The sequence below is a fragment of the Paenibacillus sp. JNUCC 34 genome (assembly GCF_058269055.1).
Window position 1 is genome coordinate 45,851 of the sequence record NZ_CM177770.1, and the last position, 17,709, is coordinate 63,559.

At 47.5% G+C, this 17,709-nt stretch carries 17 protein-coding genes; 11 read left to right on the forward strand and 6 right to left on the reverse strand.

All coding sequences use genetic code 11. The features are described 5' to 3' along the window. Nucleotides 1–360 precede the first annotated feature (360 nt). From AC2TF5_RS00220 to AC2TF5_RS00235, 4 genes are all read right to left on the reverse strand, one after another. The gene (locus AC2TF5_RS00220) at nucleotides 361–1,053 is read right to left on the reverse strand and encodes an ABC transporter ATP-binding protein (protein WP_491302759.1); all 693 of its coding nucleotides are present in this window, start codon (nucleotides 1,051–1,053) and stop codon (nucleotides 361–363) included. Then, on the reverse strand, nucleotides 1,050–2,150 hold the full coding sequence (locus AC2TF5_RS00225) for an ABC transporter permease (protein ID WP_491300305.1): 1,101 nt from the start codon (nucleotides 2,148–2,150) through the stop codon (nucleotides 1,050–1,052). Before AC2TF5_RS00225 ends, AC2TF5_RS00220 begins: the two co-directional genes overlap by 4 nt. A gap of 106 nt (nucleotides 2,151–2,256) precedes the next feature. Further along, a complete protein-coding gene (locus tag AC2TF5_RS00230) occupies nucleotides 2,257–3,636 on the reverse strand; it encodes a sensor histidine kinase (RefSeq protein WP_491300306.1) in 1,380 nt (459 codons plus the stop codon). Further along, a complete protein-coding gene (locus AC2TF5_RS00235) occupies nucleotides 3,633–4,310 on the reverse strand; it encodes a response regulator transcription factor (protein ID WP_491300307.1) in 678 nt (225 codons plus the stop codon). Before AC2TF5_RS00235 ends, AC2TF5_RS00230 begins: the two co-directional genes overlap by 4 nt. A gap of 234 nt (nucleotides 4,311–4,544) precedes the next feature. Between AC2TF5_RS00235 and AC2TF5_RS00240 the strand changes: the two genes are divergently transcribed. From AC2TF5_RS00240 to AC2TF5_RS00270, 7 genes are all read left to right on the forward strand, one after another. Continuing rightward, a complete protein-coding gene (locus tag AC2TF5_RS00240) occupies nucleotides 4,545–5,276 on the forward strand; it encodes a hypothetical protein (RefSeq protein WP_491300308.1) in 732 nt (243 codons plus the stop codon). Nucleotides 5,277–5,579: 303 nt separating this feature from the next. Then, the gene (locus AC2TF5_RS00245; RefSeq protein WP_491300309.1) at nucleotides 5,580–7,175 is read left to right on the forward strand and encodes a peptidoglycan DD-metalloendopeptidase family protein; all 1,596 of its coding nucleotides are present in this window, start codon (nucleotides 5,580–5,582) and stop codon (nucleotides 7,173–7,175) included. A gap of 201 nt (nucleotides 7,176–7,376) precedes the next feature. Then, a complete protein-coding gene (yycF, locus tag AC2TF5_RS00250) occupies nucleotides 7,377–8,111 on the forward strand; it encodes a response regulator YycF (RefSeq protein WP_491300310.1) in 735 nt (244 codons plus the stop codon). Beyond that, nucleotides 8,111–9,937 (forward strand): cell wall metabolism sensor histidine kinase WalK, encoded by a 1,827-nt coding sequence (walK, locus tag AC2TF5_RS00255; protein ID WP_491300311.1) that lies wholly within the window; start codon nucleotides 8,111–8,113, stop codon nucleotides 9,935–9,937. The genes yycF and walK overlap by 1 nt, the downstream gene beginning before the upstream one ends. After that, nucleotides 9,934–11,214, forward strand: a complete 1,281-nt coding sequence (locus tag AC2TF5_RS00260; RefSeq protein WP_491300312.1) for a YycH family regulatory protein — start codon at nucleotides 9,934–9,936, stop codon at nucleotides 11,212–11,214. The genes walK and AC2TF5_RS00260 overlap by 4 nt, the downstream gene beginning before the upstream one ends. A 30-nt stretch (nucleotides 11,215–11,244) precedes the next feature. After that, nucleotides 11,245–11,994 (forward strand): two-component system regulatory protein YycI, encoded by a 750-nt coding sequence (gene yycI, locus AC2TF5_RS00265; RefSeq protein WP_491300313.1) that lies wholly within the window; start codon nucleotides 11,245–11,247, stop codon nucleotides 11,992–11,994. A 7-nt stretch (nucleotides 11,995–12,001) separates the two neighbouring features. Next, entirely contained in the window at nucleotides 12,002–12,805 is an 804-nt protein-coding gene (locus AC2TF5_RS00270; RefSeq protein WP_491300314.1) for an MBL fold metallo-hydrolase, read from the forward strand. Between the two features lie 109 nt (nucleotides 12,806–12,914). On the opposite strand, the gene AC2TF5_RS00275 is transcribed toward AC2TF5_RS00270, so the two are convergent. Next, nucleotides 12,915–13,127 carry a hypothetical protein gene (locus AC2TF5_RS00275; RefSeq protein WP_491300315.1) on the reverse strand — a complete coding sequence of 71 codons (213 nt, stop codon included), beginning with the start codon at nucleotides 13,125–13,127 and terminating at the stop codon, nucleotides 12,915–12,917. 524 nt (nucleotides 13,128–13,651) lie between these two features. On the opposite strand from AC2TF5_RS00275, the gene AC2TF5_RS00280 reads away from it, so the two are divergent. Both AC2TF5_RS00280 and AC2TF5_RS00285 read left to right on the forward strand, forming a co-directional pair. After that, the gene (locus AC2TF5_RS00280; RefSeq protein WP_491300316.1) at nucleotides 13,652–15,022 is read left to right on the forward strand and encodes a S1C family serine protease; all 1,371 of its coding nucleotides are present in this window, start codon (nucleotides 13,652–13,654) and stop codon (nucleotides 15,020–15,022) included. Nucleotides 15,023–15,311: 289 nt separating this feature from the next. After that, the gene (locus AC2TF5_RS00285; RefSeq protein WP_491300317.1) at nucleotides 15,312–15,479 is read left to right on the forward strand and encodes a CxxH/CxxC protein; all 168 of its coding nucleotides are present in this window, start codon (nucleotides 15,312–15,314) and stop codon (nucleotides 15,477–15,479) included. Between the two features lie 384 nt (nucleotides 15,480–15,863). On the opposite strand, the gene AC2TF5_RS00290 is transcribed toward AC2TF5_RS00285, so the two are convergent. Beyond that, complete coding sequence (locus AC2TF5_RS00290; protein WP_491300318.1) at nucleotides 15,864–16,103, reverse strand: DivIVA domain-containing protein; 240 nt, start codon at nucleotides 16,101–16,103, stop codon at nucleotides 15,864–15,866. 167 nt (nucleotides 16,104–16,270) lie between these two features. On the opposite strand from AC2TF5_RS00290, the gene rlmH reads away from it, so the two are divergent. Together rlmH and AC2TF5_RS00300 are read left to right on the forward strand one after the other, a co-directional pair. After that, nucleotides 16,271–16,750, forward strand: coding sequence for a 23S rRNA (pseudouridine(1915)-N(3))-methyltransferase RlmH (rlmH, locus tag AC2TF5_RS00295; protein ID WP_491300319.1), 480 nt, complete (start codon nucleotides 16,271–16,273; stop codon nucleotides 16,748–16,750). Between the two features lie 169 nt (nucleotides 16,751–16,919). After that, on the forward strand, nucleotides 16,920–17,678 hold the full coding sequence (locus tag AC2TF5_RS00300; protein WP_491300320.1) for a hypothetical protein: 759 nt from the start codon (nucleotides 16,920–16,922) through the stop codon (nucleotides 17,676–17,678). The last annotated feature ends 31 nt before the right edge of the window (nucleotides 17,679–17,709 follow it).

Genomic DNA, 17,709 nt, shown 5'->3' on the forward strand with positions numbered 1-17,709 from the left:
GCAGGCTTCTTTTGTGCGTTATATGAGGCTCTGAAATATGATAAAATAGAGGAATTTATCCCAGCATATGGAGAAAGTATCCCTTGGAAAAAGCCATATAGGAAATATAATGTAGTATATAACTCCGTTTAAGGGTGATTGACTTGAAAGCGCTTAACCCAGTTACTTTCTAGATATCACACCTGAGCTGTAAAACGGGGAGCAATACCAATCACAGACGCTGCAAGCGGTACAGGCTAACATGTTGACGATGGATTTGGGGATCCCACGGAAAGCCGCTTGCCGTTGTGTATAACGATCCATGCTGTAGATTCAGAACAAGCCGGTCTTCTTATGCTCAAGAAGACTGGCTTGTTTATTTTATTCATCTATAGGTTTCTCGGAAAGCTTGCCGTCCTCGATGTAGATGACACGGTCACACAAATCAAGCATACGCTTGTCATGGGTGACCATAACAGCAGCCTTCTGGCGCAGCTTTACTTCATCGGCCAGCATCTGAACGACAACCCGTCCGCGTTCTGAGTCCAGGCTCGCCGTAGGTTCATCTGCCAGAATAAGCTCCGGATCGTTCATCCAAGCCCGAGCAATGGCCACACGCTGACGCTCTCCGCCTGAAAGGCTTTCCGGATAATGATCGTTGCGGTGCGAAAGACCGAGCCTTTTTAAAAGATCATCAGCTCTTTGCTCACTCTTGCGCCTGGATTTCCCTGCTAGCTTCGGGATGAGCAGCAGTTGATCACGAACAGTTAAATAAGGAATCAGGTTTGAAGACTGAAAAATAAATCCGATATTGTCCAGTCTAATCTTGTTCATCTGTTTGGACGACAACTTGCCCACTTCCTTGTTTCCAATCATAATTCGGCCATTTGTGGGCGATAGGAGCGCCCCCGCAATCGATAGAAAGGTACTCTTTCCAGAGCCGGAAGGGCCGACCACCGCTACGAACTCGCCTGCCTTCACCTGCAGTGAAACATCATCCAGAACCTTAACGGAAGTATCCCCGTCTCCAAACTCTTTGCTTACATGCTCGAGTATCAGTTTATCACCCACTATGCAGCCCTCCCGATCGCTTCGATAGCATCAATTTTGACAACCCGATAAAGTGACAACAGAGAACCGATGAGAGATACGAACAGGAACAGCCCAGCCGAACCAAGCACCAAGGACGGGGACAGATCAAACGGGATGCTGTTACCGATTAGAGCTGCCACACCATAGGTAAGGGCAATACTGATGATCAGACTGACAACCGACAGGAGCATTACCTGTAAAATCAGATTTCTGGCCAAGTAAGTGGATGGGGCTCCGATAGCCTTGAGCACGCCGAATTGGTTCATTTTTTGAATGGTAATGACATAGAAGAATACAGCAAGCACAAAGGCGGCAATGATATACAGAAATACAATCATCATCATGAGCGACCCTTGTTCTTCTTTATAACCCGGAATTCCTTGCAGAGCCTGGTCTTTACTAATAACATCAATGCCCGGAACCTGCTGGACCAGCTGGTCGGCTTGATCCGAACTCGCACTCATTGCAACAGCGTTGAAGAACATCTCGCGGCCTGAATCTGTGTTGTGAATGGATTGCCAGCCTTTAAAGTTCATATGAAGAACCGGCGCGTGGCTAAAGGACTGGCCTTCGGTGAAACCAACGATAGTAAAGGCTTTGCCGGAAGTTTGGTCGATGATTTGGTCACCCAGCTTAAAATCCTCTTCCTTCAGTGACCGATCGGCAAGCACCTCGTCAGCTTTGGTTTGGCTGATCATCGAGCCTTCCACCACGGTAGGTGCCAGCATCTGCTCCGTATCGATAGCAAAAAACGCGGCATCCACCTTCGAGGTTGAGTTGCTTCGCGTCAGTGTAGTCATCTGGACACCTAACGGGGTAGCCGATTGTTCACCGGTATGACCCTTGATATCGTTCCAATCCTGCTCGGTCAAAACCGAGCGGTTTAGACGCTGGTCAGCTTCCTTTTGTACGACGAGATAGTCAGCCTTCATATTTTGGATCGAGGATGCATTATCTGATGCTAGTCCTTGGGCTAGACCGGTTACAAACAGAACGAGCCAGGCGATCAGGACCATGATAAATCCAATTAATAAATATCGCAGCTTCGAATGTTTGAGCTCACGCAAAGCAAGAAACATGGTTGCTTCATCTCCATTCCTATAGATACGACCAAGTTAAACTCGGCGATGGCTAAAGTATAGGAGTCCAATATGAACGGAGCATGAACGGAGTCTGAGCAAGATTTTAAACAGCAGGGAGAAGCACACGGAACGTCGTTCCTTTGCCCAATTGACTCTCCACTTCAATGGAACCGCGATGCAGGTCGATAATTTTTTTGGTGATGGACAATCCGAGACCTGTACTGGCTTCTTTCCTGTCGCGAGCGGTATCCGCTTTATAGAACCGGTTGAAAATATGCGGCAAATCTGATTCTGCTATGCCGATGCCTGTATCTGATATCTCGATACAGCACATATCGTCCAGGCGTGAGATGCGCAAAGAGATCGATCCGTCTGAATCGGTAAACTTCACACTGTTTGTGATGAGATTGGTCCATACCTGGTGCAGCAACTGTTGATCGCCATGTATGAAAAGTGACGGCAGCTCCATATCGATCGCCAAATCTTTGCTGCGCCAGCTCCATTCCGTAACGAGCAGCACCTGTTTGATCTGGGCGGCCAGATCAAAAGTTGATTTCTCTAAGATGTGTTCTTCTTTATCCAGTGAAGCCAGCATAAGCAGCTGTTTGCTCAGTTGGGACATTCGCCGGCTCTCGTCCTCAATAATCGATAAGTAACGGTGCCGCTGTTCCTCAGAGAGGTTCTTCGTCTGCAGAGTCTGAGAAAATCCCTGAATGGAAGCAAGCGGCGACTGGATCTCGTGCGAAACGTTTGACACAAATTCCTGTCTCATCTGCTCGAGCTGCTCCAGTCCTTTGGCCATATGAGAGAAGTGGTCGGACAGTTTACCGATTTCATCCCGCCGTTTGACGTTCAGCTTCAGATTGTATTTGCCTTGGGATATTTGTTTGGTAGCTTCCGTCAGATGTACGATCGGATTGACGATGTGACGGGTAATAATGCCGACGAGCAGTATGCTCAGCAGAATGGAGATGACCATAATAATCGAGAAAAAGATGCGCATCTCGCCGAACTGGACCATCACGTCTGGTCTAAGAAAAAGGGCGTGGGTGACCCCGTCGATTACGATAGGGACACCGATCGAGTTCATTAAATCATTATCAAAAAATCCGGTAATGAACAGTTTGGACGGGAAGTTCAGAATCCCGTGATAAGTTTCGCCGCTTACGACCCTCTTAATCACCTCCGGCTCTAGTGAATTACGACTAAACTCTCCGCCATAAAACACTTCGTGTCCATTACCGTTCGAAAGAACTATCTGATAACCCAGTTTTCCGACGTGAGTCAGATAATCTTCAATACCAATCTCGCGATTATGTTTGTAAAAATTTTCGATATCATAGGCCATGTCCGTAATTTTCTGGTCATTATAAGCTTTCAAATTGTATTGGTAATACATATTGGACAAAAGAAATGCAAATACACTGCTTAGCACCATAATGCAGATCGTTGTAATGACGATCCTGGAATAGAGAGTCTTCACGTGGTACCAACCTCCAGCTTATACCCGACTCCCCGCACTGTGCGGATACTAAAGTCACTGCTTCGATCCGCGAATCGTTCTCTCAGTCGTTTAATATGCACATCTACTGTACGGTCATCGCCGTCAAAATCCGAGCCCCAAATGAGCAGGATCAGCTCATCGCGTGTAAACGTGCGATCCGGATAGCTTGCGAGCTGAGAGAGCAGCTCGAATTCCTTCATCGGCAACATCAGTACCTTACCGTGACCGTAAACCTCATAGCTTCTCCGGTCAATGACGGTATCGTGAAGATGGATTTTGTCGGCACTGACCATCTGATAGCGACGCAGAAGTGCCTTGATGCGGAACAACAATTCCTTTGGTTCAAAGGGCTTGGTTACATAATCGTCGGTCCCGACGGCAAAGCCCTTTTCCTTATCGAGGAGTTGGTCCTTGGCTGTAAGTAAAATCACCGGAAAATCGTAGTCATTCCGGATTTCCTCAGTAAGCTGATATCCATCCTTATTCGGCATCATCACATCGACAACGGCCAGATGAATTTGTTCTTTGATAAGACAGGCAGAGGCTTCTTCTCCGTCGGTCGCCTCAAACACAGTATAGCCTTCAAGCTGAAGGTGGTATCGTAGCAATTCCCGGATATGAGAATCGTCATCTGCGATTAAAATGTGAACCATAGCTGGACAGACCCCCTAGAATGGTATGTATGGATAATCATAGTCATCATAGCACGAGCCTAGTTTGGCCCAAAACATTATAAGCATAAGAGCTGTCTGTAGAAAGGTGTTATAAAAATGTTGAAGAGAGGACATTTTAAGAGGTTGAACCTTCGGCATGCCGTCCATACTGGATAAAGTAGGAAAATGATGACCATGTCATTTCGGATCATGCATGAGAAGGAGGCAGAGCACATGAAGCTGATGAAATGGCTGCTTAAAATCAGTCTTACGGCAGTGCTTATAAGTACACTAACGATTCTGACCACAGGTATTGTTGTGAATAGCTATCTTCAATCGGTACTGGCGAGCTTTAATATCCAGCTGGAGGCTCAGCCGATGGGGGTAGGAGGCATCATGAAAAATTTACTCGGGTTTAACGGTTCAAGTGGACAGGACAAGGTAGACACAGGTACAGAAGGTACCGTGGGGAATAATTCGGCTGGAGGTCAAAATAATGACGCAGCATCCGGCTCATCGAGTACGCAGGAGGGCCTCTCCTCGTCAGGAGGAAGTTCTTCGCGAGGTATCGGTACGGAAGGGACGAATCCTGGAGCGACCGGAGGAACTTCTGATGACAGCAATAAGAATGGCGATGACCGGGCGGTAGAGGGGGAAGCTCCACCGGAAGATTCTCTGCCGGTGATGGGACGAAGTGCGGGTGAATCGGCAGCCGGTCAAGGGGATCATCAGGTAGTGATGACCCCGGAAGAAATGGTTGATAAGAAAAGCAGTCTTACCACGAAAGAGAAAGAAGAGATTTTTACACTGTTGTTGAGCAAGCTGCCGCAGGCGGAGATACAAAAAATATCCGAAGCCATGGAAGATGGATTGACAGCGTCCGAGCTGGATGAGATCGAGAAGGGCATTTCCAAATACTTGAGCAAAGATGAGTTTGAGAAATTGATGACTATGCTTCAAAAATAGGCTGTAGCTGCTTGCAGGCTTAGGTTTGTCATTGTTTTGTCATTCGAAAAAAATAACAAAATCAGGAATGTGAATTAAACTCGCGCTGGGCGCGGGTTTTTTCTATGAGTCCGGAGACTTGATCCGACTGTAAAAGCTATGTTAAAGTTAACTGGTGTTGAAAAGGTTAAGATTTTGAAACCTTTTGACGAATCATAATATAATGATTTATACAAGATATGGTAAAAATATCGTCCGTTCGTCGTATACCTACATAATCGCTGGTTCGTACATAAGGACACAGGACTGAAAAAGGAGAAGAACATGAAAGGTTTTAAAGATACGAGGTGGTATGACAGCATTAAGCAAAGGCTTAACGCTGGCCGTTCTGCCAAGGATAACGAAAACTCCAGACATGAATCCGACGTTCAGGCTGACACAAAGGAAAAAGGATGGATTTCTTCCCGTAAGTGGATCTTGATCCCGGCAGGTGTTGCGCTTGTTGCAGGATCGGTCTTTTTCGCCGGACGCGAATATGTAAACGCAAATACATTGCCGTTCTACTACGTATATGTAAACGGACAAAATATAGGCACCATCGAAGATGATGGACAGCTGAACGAGCTGTTTGAAACGAAACGGAAATATTATCAGGAGAAATACCCGGGTGTTATGATGGTTCTGCACACCGACGGTATCACAACAAAAGCAGATCGGGATTATAAGCCGGTTGTGAAGAGTGAGGAAACGCTGGCGAAGCTGGATAGTATGCTGAAAGCGTACGCGCGCGGAGTAGAAGTGAAGGTTAACGGTGAAACGGTTGCCATTGTCAAGGATCAGAAGACCGCTCAGGCTGCCGTTCAAGCGGCTAAGGAAAAGTATGCTCCAACAGCAGCAGTTGCGAAGAGCGGAAAGCCTGCAATTCAGCAGACCTCGGTTTCTACAGGAAAGAAAAGCTCGGCTGAAAGCGACAGCATAAAATCGGTTGAGATTAAAGAAGATGTGTCCGTATCTTATACGAAGACGGATCCGAATAAAGTGCTGGATGTGGAGGGCGCTGTAGAAGCACTGACCGGCACCAAAGAGGAGCCTGTTGTTTATACAGTGATAGAAGGAGACACCATCTCTTCAATCGCACAGTCACATAACATGAAGCGTGCAGAGGTAATGGCGCTTAATCCGGGATTGGAGGAGAAATACCTCCAAATCGGATCAGAGCTTGAGCTGAGCAGACCTGTCGCTCCATTGACGGTTCGCACGGTCGAAGCGGTAACGGAGAAGATGGCCAGCAAACCTGAGACCATTGTTCGCAAAAGTGATGAGCTGCCGCTGGGCAAACGTAAAGTAGTTCGCCAGGGGCGCGACGGAGTGAAGACGGTCGAATATGTGGTAACCAAGGAGAACGGCGAGATCGTTTCCAAGCAGTGGACAGGCCAACAGGTTGTGCAGCCTGCTCTACCTGAAGTTGTATATAAAGGAACCAAGGTTCCAGAGAAGAAAAAGATAGTAACTCCAGCAACACCAGCAACCCCATCAGCGACAGTATCCGAGAGTTCAGGTCGTATGTTTGCATGGCCGATCAGCGGCGCGCGTATAACCAGCTCGTATGGTCAGCGCTGGGGCCGTACCCATGAAGGTACGGATATGGTTGGCGGTCGTACGATTATGGCTGCAGCCGGCGGCAAAGTCATATTCGCCGGATACCAGGGCAGTTACGGTAACGCCGTCATCGTTGATCACGGCAATGGTTACCAAACGCTCTACGGTCATATGAGCAGCATTTCTGTCCGCAACGGACAATCGGTCGGACAAGGCAGCAAGCTGGGCATTATGGGCAGCACGGGCCGCTCGACCGGGGTTCATCTCCATTTCGAAATTCGTAAAAATGGAGTTCAGCAAAACCCTATGAAATATTTATAATCCTATGTTATACTGGGGTTACTAATGACGACATAAGCCATTATTGGTTCATATATCATAAATAACATGGCCGCTCCTTCACGGGGCGGCCATGTTATTGTTTCGGGAGTTTATTGCGACGGTAGGCAGATGTGCCGGAACGCTAGGTATGATAAAATAGAACGAAGATCGTTCAAGTGAAGGTATGAGGTGAGAAGTTATATGCAGGGAACCATTCTGGTGGTGGATGACGAACAGCCCATCGCCGATATTTTAAAGTTTAATCTTGAAAAAGAGGGCTATGAGGTTATTTGCGCATTTGACGGAATCAGTGCCGTAGAACTTGCGTTGTCTAAGCGTCCTGACCTGATGCTGCTCGATCTGATGCTGCCAGGTAAAGATGGAATGGACGTGTGCCGTGAGGTACGTGCCGCCAACTTGCATATCCCGATCATCATGCTGACTGCGAAGGATGGAGAGATCGACAAAGTACTGGGTCTTGAGCTCGGTGCGGACGACTATGTAACCAAGCCGTTCAGTACGCGTGAGCTGCTGGCGCGGGTCAAAGCGCAAATGCGGCGTCAACACAAGAGTGACAGTATGGCGGATGCCAATGGCTCCGCAGATGTGGAAGCCCAGCAGGGGTTTCGTTTGTTTGAGCTATTTATTGATACAGACATGTATATGGTATATAAAAGCGGGGAAGCGCTCGATCTGACGCACCGCGAATATGAGCTGGTCTATTATTTGGCCAGAAATGCCGGCAAGGTGATGACTCGTGAGCATCTGTTGCAGGCGGTATGGGGCTTCGAATATTTCGGTGATGTACGTACGGTCGATGTGACGATTCGCCGGCTGCGCGAGAAGATCGAAGAGAATCCGAGTAAGCCGGAGTATATTTTGACCCGGCGAGGGCTTGGCTATTTGATGCGTAGTTCCAAAAACGGAGGCCTGTAATGAAGTGGCTGTCCTTCTTCCGGACAATTCAGGCGAAGGTCATCATCATTTATGTGTTGCTGATTCTGATCGCCATGCAGCTGATCGGCGTCTATTTTGTGAGTGCTATGAAGAACTCCCTAACGAGTAATTTTTCGACGGATTTGCAGGAGCGTGCGGAGCTGATGTCGGTGCTTGCAGCCAAAACGCTGGCTAGCGGAGGGGACCCGGATGAGGATCCGAATGATAGCCTTCAGGTGATGGTTAACAATCTGTTCAACATGAGCGGGGCCGAGATTCAGGTTCTGGATGCTACGGGTAAGGTACTGACAACGTCAATGCTGTCGCATGCGGACTATGTGGACAAAAAGAACACACAGACGGTCGTCAGCCGGGCGCTTCAGGGCATCGTGGATAACGAGGAATACATTATTGACGACGACGGAACTCGCAAAAAGGTGGTAGCAAAGCCTGTCATCCATAACGATAAAATTGTTGGTGCCATCTATATCGTAGCAAGTATGAGTGAGCTGTATGCGACTATGGAGCGGATTAACAGCATATTCATTTCAGGTATCTTGCTGGCTCTTGGTCTGACTGCGGTGCTTGGGGTCATTCTGTCCCATACGATTACCCATCCGATTAAGGAATTGACCCGCCATGCAAGGGCGGTAGCAGAAGGCCGATTTACAGAGAAAGCGCCAGTATTCGGCAGCGATGAAATCGGACAGCTGAGCGAAACGTTCAATTACATGACCAGCCGGCTGCGTGAGGCTCTGTCGCAGAACGAAGAGGAGAAGGAGAAGCTGGCATCCATTCTTACCAACATGAGTGACGGAGTTATTGCGACGGACGAAGCGGGACGCGTTATTCTGATGAACCGTCGCGCCGGGCAGATGCTTGGCGTGGAAGGCGAGGAACTGGCAGGCCGGGAAATAGGCTTGCTGCTTGGTCTGGAGGAATTGGAAGCCGAGTCGTTGGCCCGCGGCGGCAGCGATACCAAGCTGCTGGAGATTACACCGCCCGAAGGCGGGCAGCCTTTCGTGATGCGGGTAACGTTTACCCCGATTCATCGGCGGGAGATTGGAATCACCGGTACGATTGCCGTACTGCAGGATGTTACGGAGCAGGAGAAGCTGGAAGCTTCGCGGCGGGAATTCGTAGCGAACGTTTCGCATGAACTCCGGACGCCGCTGACAACGATCAAGAGTTACACTGAGGCACTGGAAGATGGGGCGCTGGAAGACAAGCAGCTGGCACCTCGATTTGTCGGTGTCATCCAGAATGAGACAGGCCGGATGATCCGGCTGGTCACCGATCTGCTTCATCTGTCACGATTTGATTCCAAGGAGGCGGCGCTACGGAAACAGCCGGTCGACATTGTGGAGATGCTGGAGGATGTAGAAGACCGGTTCTCTTTTCAAATGCAGCAGAAAAATGTGCATACGGTTATTGATGCGAAACCGGGTGTATCCGTCGCCATGTTGGACCGGGACGGAATCGACCAGGTGCTCGATAATCTGATTTCTAACGCGCTTAAATATACGCCAGACGGCGGTACGATTACGATGGGGGCTGATGTGACAGAGGACGGCATGCTGTCCCTGTCTGTAGCAGATACCGGAATTGGCATACCGAAAAAGAATCTGGACCGAATATTTGAACGGTTTTACCGAGTGGATAAGGCCCGTACCCGTAATATGGGAGGTACCGGACTCGGTTTGTCCATTGCCCGGGAAATTGTAAGGGTACATGGTGGATCGATATCTCTACAGTCAGAGCTCGAAAAAGGCACGAAGGTAACCTTCACGCTGCCTCTGAATGAGGAAGGGAGGGGGACAACGTGAAGGAACGATTAAAAACCGCGCTGCTGCTTGTGTTAGTACTGGGCAGTCTGGTACAAAGTTATTTTCTCATTTACCGTCTCCCGGGTAGTGACTCTGTGGTGCAGTCCGAGGATTCTTACATCAAGACGGAAGATATGGGGCCGGAAACAAAAGCAGAGAATCTGATTTATCCGAAAAAGATGATTATCCATCTTGGTGAGGATAAGCATACGGTTTTTTATCCTGGTCAAATGTTCTATGATCTTGTCAATAACCGGTTGAAGGGCCGGACGTTCGAAAGTTTTCAGCGCCGGACATTGAACAATATGGACTGGTCCAAGCTTCGTGCCAGCAGTAAGGGCATTGAACTGAGCTTTGGTTCCGGTATACCAGTGACACTTCTTCAAAAGGTGATGCAGATTACGCCGGACTCCCTGTTCGAAGGGGAAAGCATTCACAAAATGTGGTTGTACAGCATAGAAGGAGAACCTAAAGTACATGCGCTCTTTTTCAGTACGGAGGGGGATGTCGTCTACGAAGCCTCACAGGCTGATTTGACGGCACAAGATATTCATCAACTTGTTGATTTCGGACTGGACTGGGGCCCTTACACGATGCAGGAAGGAACATCGTTTTACATGCCGGAGGAACCGGTTGATATGATAAGTCTGGAGCTGCCAGTCGGAATGTATACGGTGGAGCAGATGCAGCGGAGCTTATTTTTTGACCCGAGCATTACACGGAATATCCGGGAGTGGGACGGTTCTGAAATTTATACGGACAGCAAACGCAGCCTTCAGGTGGATCAAGGGCAGAGCTGGATGAGTTACACGGATCCGGCGGCACCGCCATCGGGTGAAAGCAGCCCCGGCAAGGATGTGCTGTCAGCGATTGATTTTGTGAACCAGCATGGCGGTTGGGACGGCAGCTACCGGTTAAGTCAATCCGAGGATAACGAAGACCGGACACTGGTAGAGTTCCAGCAGTATCACCGGGGTTACCCGATTCTGAATACACCTGGTTTCAATTACGGTATCATGAAGCTGGAGCTACAGAAGGGTACGGTAACCTCTTATGAGCGTTCACTGCTGTACGTAACAACAGAAGAACAGAAGAAAAAAATCGTGAAACTGCCTGCAGGAGATGAGCTGCGGGAGAAGCTAGATAAACTGCCTGATAACGTAAAGATTGTGGATCTGGAACCGGCCTATTTGCCGTTCGTAACCGAGAATGAACTGCGGCTTAAGCCGGTATGGGCTGTTCATCTTTCGAACGGAAGTGTGCAGGCGCTGGAATAGATAAAACATGAAGGTGAAGGAGGGAAGCACATGGATTGGGGACGGGCCAAAAATGTGTTGATCTATGCGTTTTTGCTGCTGAATCTGGTACTTGGTTACCAGTTGTGGATCGACTATCGGGAGCAGGCCGGCTCCAGTCTGGACTTCACCTCCTTGTCTGAAAGTACGCAGAGGGTTATGGAAGAGAATCGGATTCAGGTATTGAGCCCGATTCCGCCAGAAACGCCGCAGCTGCCGAAGATCGCTTATACGTATAGTGTCGGGGCGCAAGGCAAGCCGGTCAAGCTGAACCAGCCGGTCGACACCAAGCTGATCTATTCGGATCAAAAGGAGCTTCAGACTGCACTGGCCGGACAAATTCCGAATCTGAAACAGTTCCGTCATGATCCGCAGTCAGATAAAGAAAACGTCTTTGTGTTCCGTCCGCTGGTAAACGGGGAATGGCCGCTGTTCAATGTCGAGCTGGAGCTGTTCCACGAGAGCCAAAAGATAGAGTATTACCGTAAGCCGGTGCTAGAAATTCAATCCACTAGCGATGTGGAGGAACAAAAGGTATTGTCTGCATCCAAGGCACTTGGAACGATTATTGAACGGAATTTCATTCCGCCGAAGTCGGTGGTCAAGGATATACAGCTCGGTTATTACGGGCAGATGTTTAACACAGATGTGGAGCTGGCGGCACCGGCATGGCGGTTTACGCTGGATAATGGAGAAATGATCTACGTTCAGGGGATTAGTGGAGATGTGTTCACGCCCAAGATGGATAAAGTAAAGGAGTAACGGACCAATGGGGATATCTTTTACCGTGCTGTCGAGCGGCTCGACGGGCAACGCAACAGTTGTCCGCAACGAGGATACGACACTTCTAATTGATGCCGGGCTGAGTGCGCGGCGGATTGACGAACTTTTGAAGGAACGGGACATGTCCGGGGAAGAGATTGACGGGATTCTGGTCACACACGAGCATTCCGATCATATTAAAGGACTTGGGGCGGTAGCACGTAAGTACAATCTGCCGATTTACGCCAACGAGAAGACATGGGAAGCGATAAACCGATCTGTCGGCAAGATTGCAGAGGAGAATCGGATTGTGCTGGACAGCCATGAAGTGAAGGATTTCGGGACGCTGCGTGTAGAGCCTTTTGAAATTTCTCATGATGCAGCCGCGCCAGTGGGTTATTGTTTCTATGACGGAGACGAGAAGCTGGGTGTAGCGACAGATCTCGGTTATGTGAGCGACAAGGTAAAAAAAGCGATTGAAGGCTCGGATGTGTTAGTCCTTGAGGCTAATCACGACATTGAGATGCTGCGTATGGGACGGTATCCGTGGAACACCAAACGCCGGATTCTTGGCGACATGGGTCACCTGTCAAACGTGTCGGCTGGAGATGCCCTTAGCGAGCTGTTGGCTGGTGACACTAAGCGTGCATACCTGGCTCATCTCAGCCGGGATCATAACATGATGGACTTGGCCAAAATGACGGTGCGCGATACGATGGAAGATAACGGCTGCTTTTTCAAAGACAGCGAATTTAAATTGTGTGATACCTATTATGACCGCTCTACTCCTTGGGACAGGCTGAAAGATTAGGCAGGGGATATCCTGTGCGGGCCTGGCGTTCATATATATTGCAAAACAACCTTAGCCTAAACACGGTCTGTCTTCGATATAGGATCAAAAGGTGTTCACGTACGTTAATCTATACGCTTGGATACGGTGGATGCGACATGAACTGATTCAACTCTTCGGCTTTGTGCTCCACCTCTTCGCGGGTCAGGAGGCCTTTGTCGATCAATAACTCGATGATCGTGCTTAGGGCGAGGGTATTTCGGTAATGCTCGTCCTTTAAATCCCCTAGTTTTGCTGCCATATGCACGATGTCCATAGCCGTGCCTGGGCTATAACGTTCCATCCTTTATTCCTCCTTTTATGAATTTCCAACCACCTTAATTTTCCGTTTTAATTTACCCAGAATAGATGACTTGAACCCTCATCATTATGGTACAATGAACGAAGGACGCGAGTCACAATCTATGAATCTGGCAGTCTCTCATTCGCCATTCATAGAGGCTTGTTTCTATTGTAGTCCCCATTGTGGAAAATCATTCTCGTTTTTCGCAAATAAATTGTTTTTTCACGAGATAAGATTGTTCTTAGCCTTCCGCAAACAGTCATTTTGAACAATTATGGCTGATAATGTGCTTAACTCACCGTTTAGTGCAACTTTTTTGGCTACATAAGTGTTTATTACTATAATAGGGTGTTTACAATTGATACTCGGTTATGGCCTTGGGCCATGGTGGGACCTGGAGAGTGGATCAATGGTCCCCGAAACCGAGGGTTGTTATATGAGCAAGATGATCAGTCGAAATGACGAGAGTTCTCGAAGCTGCAGTGGTGTCTTGACGTGTAACAACAAAGGGGAGAGGGATCGCAATGGGATTGTTTAAAGATGACTTTTATTCGACGAAAGTATCCAGACGCAGTAAAAAGACGAGCGAGGACCGTCCTGGGCGGGTCAAGTGGCGTTCAAGCCGCCGGCGCAGAAGTCTGTCTACTTTTCAGATCTCAGCGATCAGTTCGGTGTGCAGTGCGCTAATCGCCATTCTTTTGTTCAGCCTGTTGACGGGACATCCGTCCACTTCGTCGAGAATAGCAATAATGAATGGCCAGCCGGTTGCACAGACTGAGGGCGATCCGTATGAGCGCCTGGTGAATGCAGCAGCGAAGGTTCGCCCTGCGGTCGTTAGTGTCGTTACTCATAAGGATCCGAAGCCAATCAGTTCGGAAGAGCAAGATAGTAGTGAATTGGAAGAAGGCATCATCCCTGAAGAAGGTGACATGCCGGAAGAACTGCCTGAGGATTTCGATTTAGGCGAAGATTTTGACTTTGACTTTGGTGATGACTTCGGCGGCGGTTTGGATGAATCGAAATTGGGATCTGGCGTTATATTCAAAAAAATTGAGGGTAAGGCTTACGTCATTACGAATAATCACGTCATTGAAGGTGCCGATTCGCTTGAAGTGGTAACCGTGAAAGGGGATACCAAAGAAGCAACGCTTGTCGGAACAGACCGCGTTAGCGATCTTGCTGTATTGTCGATCGACAGCAAAGGTATTGGTGAAGTAGCAGAGCTTGGGGACTCCTCCAAGTTACGTCTGGGTGAGATGGTCTTTGCGATTGGTAATCCGCTTGGTCTTGGCGATACGCTGACATCAGGAATTATCAGTTATACAAACCGGGTTATCCCTGTATCGCTGAACCAGGATGGTGTGTTCGACTGGGAGGCTGAGGTAATCCAGACGGATGCGGCGATTAACGAAGGCAACAGCGGCGGCGCACTGGTGGATCTAAACGGTAAAGTGATCGGGATTAACACGATGAAGATTTCCGATAAGGGCGTAGAGGGTCTTGGCTTTGCGATTCCTACCAACGAAGTGACTGAAATCGTGAAGGAACTGATGTTGAAAGGGAAGATCGCGCGTCCTTATCTTGGCGTGTATACCATAGACCTTAGCAATCCTTATGTTCCGATGAGCAAGCAGGAAATGAAGGATCTGCAGCTGCCGAAGACGGTCACGGAAGGTGTTATTGTGCTCGATGCTCTGGGACCGGCAAAGGAAGCGGGCCTCAAGCTGAATGACGTCATTACGAAGTTCAACGGCAAGCCGATTCATACAACGTTGGATCTGCGTAAATTCCTCTATAGACAAACGAAGATCGGTGACGATCTGAACGTGACTTTTTATCGCGGCGGGAAGGAACAGAGCTTGAAGGTGCTACTGGAAGAGAAGCCGGGGGGATAAGATGAAGGGCGCTAAACGCGCCCTTTTGCTGTCTTCTTTGGGGTATGACGTAAGACGTTTTTCTTATTGCTGCAGATGAAGAGGGCTGGCCCCCTTATTGGCGATACTGCTGGGAGATCTTGAGTGTCATGGTAAGGAAAAGGTCAGCAGTCCTGCGGATTCTTGGCTGTTTCGACAAAAGCATTTCTTTTTTTCACATAGTGTGGTAGAACAGAATAGTGGCCATACTTTTAAGATTAGAGGACATGGTGCATAACAGGATGCGAAAGACAGAAAGGATGCTTATTAAATGTACGTCGTATGCAAGGAACATGTGGAGCTAGCGATCGAGAATTTCGTGGATGAATACGAGGATGCCCCGGACGTTGTCGATTTGAAGGAGACGGAGTTCTCGGACTGGGACCCACCGGTGAAGTGCGCGGAGTGCGAAAAGCATGCGGAATTTTTGATTGTGTGAGAATATTTTATTATTGAATAGATGAAACGGATGAGGAAGCGCGATAATTTCACGCTCAAGATAAGAGTCACTCTGTGAAGAGTGACTCTTTTTCTATCAATAGAGCTTGCCGAACAGTGTTAGCGATCCCCGATATCTATTACTTAGGCTACAGCCTAGATTTAATATAGGATAGTTCTCTTTCTAAAAGCGTAACCCTGTAGTTTAGCTGCTCCACATTAGCGGTACCTGTATCTGCACGACCGGATAGGGCTTGGGTTAACTCGTCGATCTGTGTTTGTAATGACTTAATGGTTTTAATAAAAATCTTATAGAGGTTGTTCAAAAAGTCCGCTTTTGATCACGAAGTGAATCAGGAAGTGGGCTCGGCATCGAATCTTGAATTCAGCCGGTCCTTCCGGTGCTCACGTACCCAAAACGTACGCTCCGCTCCTCAGTCCCTAGCTTCACCCAACCTTCTCGGTGCTGAAAATCGACCTTTTTGAACACGCACTTATAGTCATTGATTATCGTATCAAGGTACTCGTTGACTTCATCCATTTCATAACCCTTTACGAATGTACCTACTACTCGAAATTCTTTCTCATGTATCTCCATCGGGCTTAGAGATATATTGTCCAACATCTAATCAGCTCCCTTAACTTGCTTCACCTAACTCTAGTTCATCATCGTTGTAACTATTTGTCAATGGCTTTGATGTGTCAAAAATGCAAGAGGTATTACCTTTAACTGTTGGCGTTACAATGTTAGAATGTACGTCATAACAGCAGAGTTTAAGGAGCGGTAGCGCTATGAATATACAGATTGTATGTGTTGGCAAGTTGAAGGAGAAGTACCTGGTTCAGGGTATCCAGGAATACGCGAAGCGCCTCGGGCCGTACGTGAAGTTCCAGATGTTTGAGGTGCCGGATGAGAAGGCACCTGAGAATATGAGTGAGGCGGAGATGCGCCAAGTGCAGGAGCGGGAGGGTGCGGGCATTCTTAGCCACATTAAGCAGGACACCCACGTCATCGCCCTGGCCATCGGCGGCCAACTGTGGTCCAGCGAAGACCTGGCTGCACATATCGATAAACTTGGCACCTACGGGACAAGCACCATCGCTTTTGTGATCGGCGGCTCTAACGGGCTGTCTGAGGAAGTGTTGAAGCGAGCCCAGACCAAGCTGAGCTTCGGGCGCATGACGCTACCGCACCAGCTGATGCGGCTGGTACTGGTGGAGCAAATTTACCGGGCGGTGAAGATAAATCGGGGGGAACCGTATCATAAGTGACGGCGAAAAATTTGAGTGATAAGAAGGGTATCGAGGTCTGAGGAGTAATGGAGGAAGATGCCGTAAAAGATATGCCTAACCCTCCAGAGGTAGGCTTTAGGGGGATAAAAATATAATTTTTCCAAATTTATAATATAATGATATAAGACACAAAGAGGAGGGGGTTTTAATGATTGATAGGTGTAAACTTTGTGGAGAGACTAGAAAATTAGTAAGATCTCATATTATACCTGAAGGTTTCTATCTTCCGTTATATGATGAAAAAAAAAGAACATATTATTCATCGCCTTCTAGAAATCAATTTAAATTTATGCAAAAAGGTCAACGCGAATATATGCTATGTAATGAATGTGATAGAGATTTGTTAGGACCGTATGACAAGTACGGCATTGAAGTTATTAGGGATAATAAACATGTGAAAAAAGTTATCGATATGGAAAAGGAAATCTGGGTTAACATTGATTATAATAAATTTAAAATATTTATGTTATCTGTTTTGTTAAGAGCTCATTTAGCGGAGGATCTTTTTACTGGAGTAGAATTAAATGCTAGTGAAGAAAAATCTTTAAAAGAATGCATATTAAATGGATTAGCGCCGCCAGTTGAAACCTTCCCTGTTTTAGGAGTTAAACTATTTGACCCCATTAGCAATGATACTAAGTGTGATGAAATCATAACTCATGGTAATACCTATTTAAGAGAAAACTATTCACAAACTCGATTGATCGTTTTAGTTTTTGGTGGATATGGGTGGATGTACATTTTACCCACTGCAGAATTAAATGATATTCATAGAAATCAATTTCTTAAAGAAGAGGGTTTTTTATTTTTACTAAAGGAGAATATTAGGGAATTCACTCCAGTTATACATTTGCAAAATTCGATAAATTATTCAGATTTAAATTTCGAAAGACTTGATATGGAATAGATAGTATGAATAACGGCACTTTCCAGCAGAG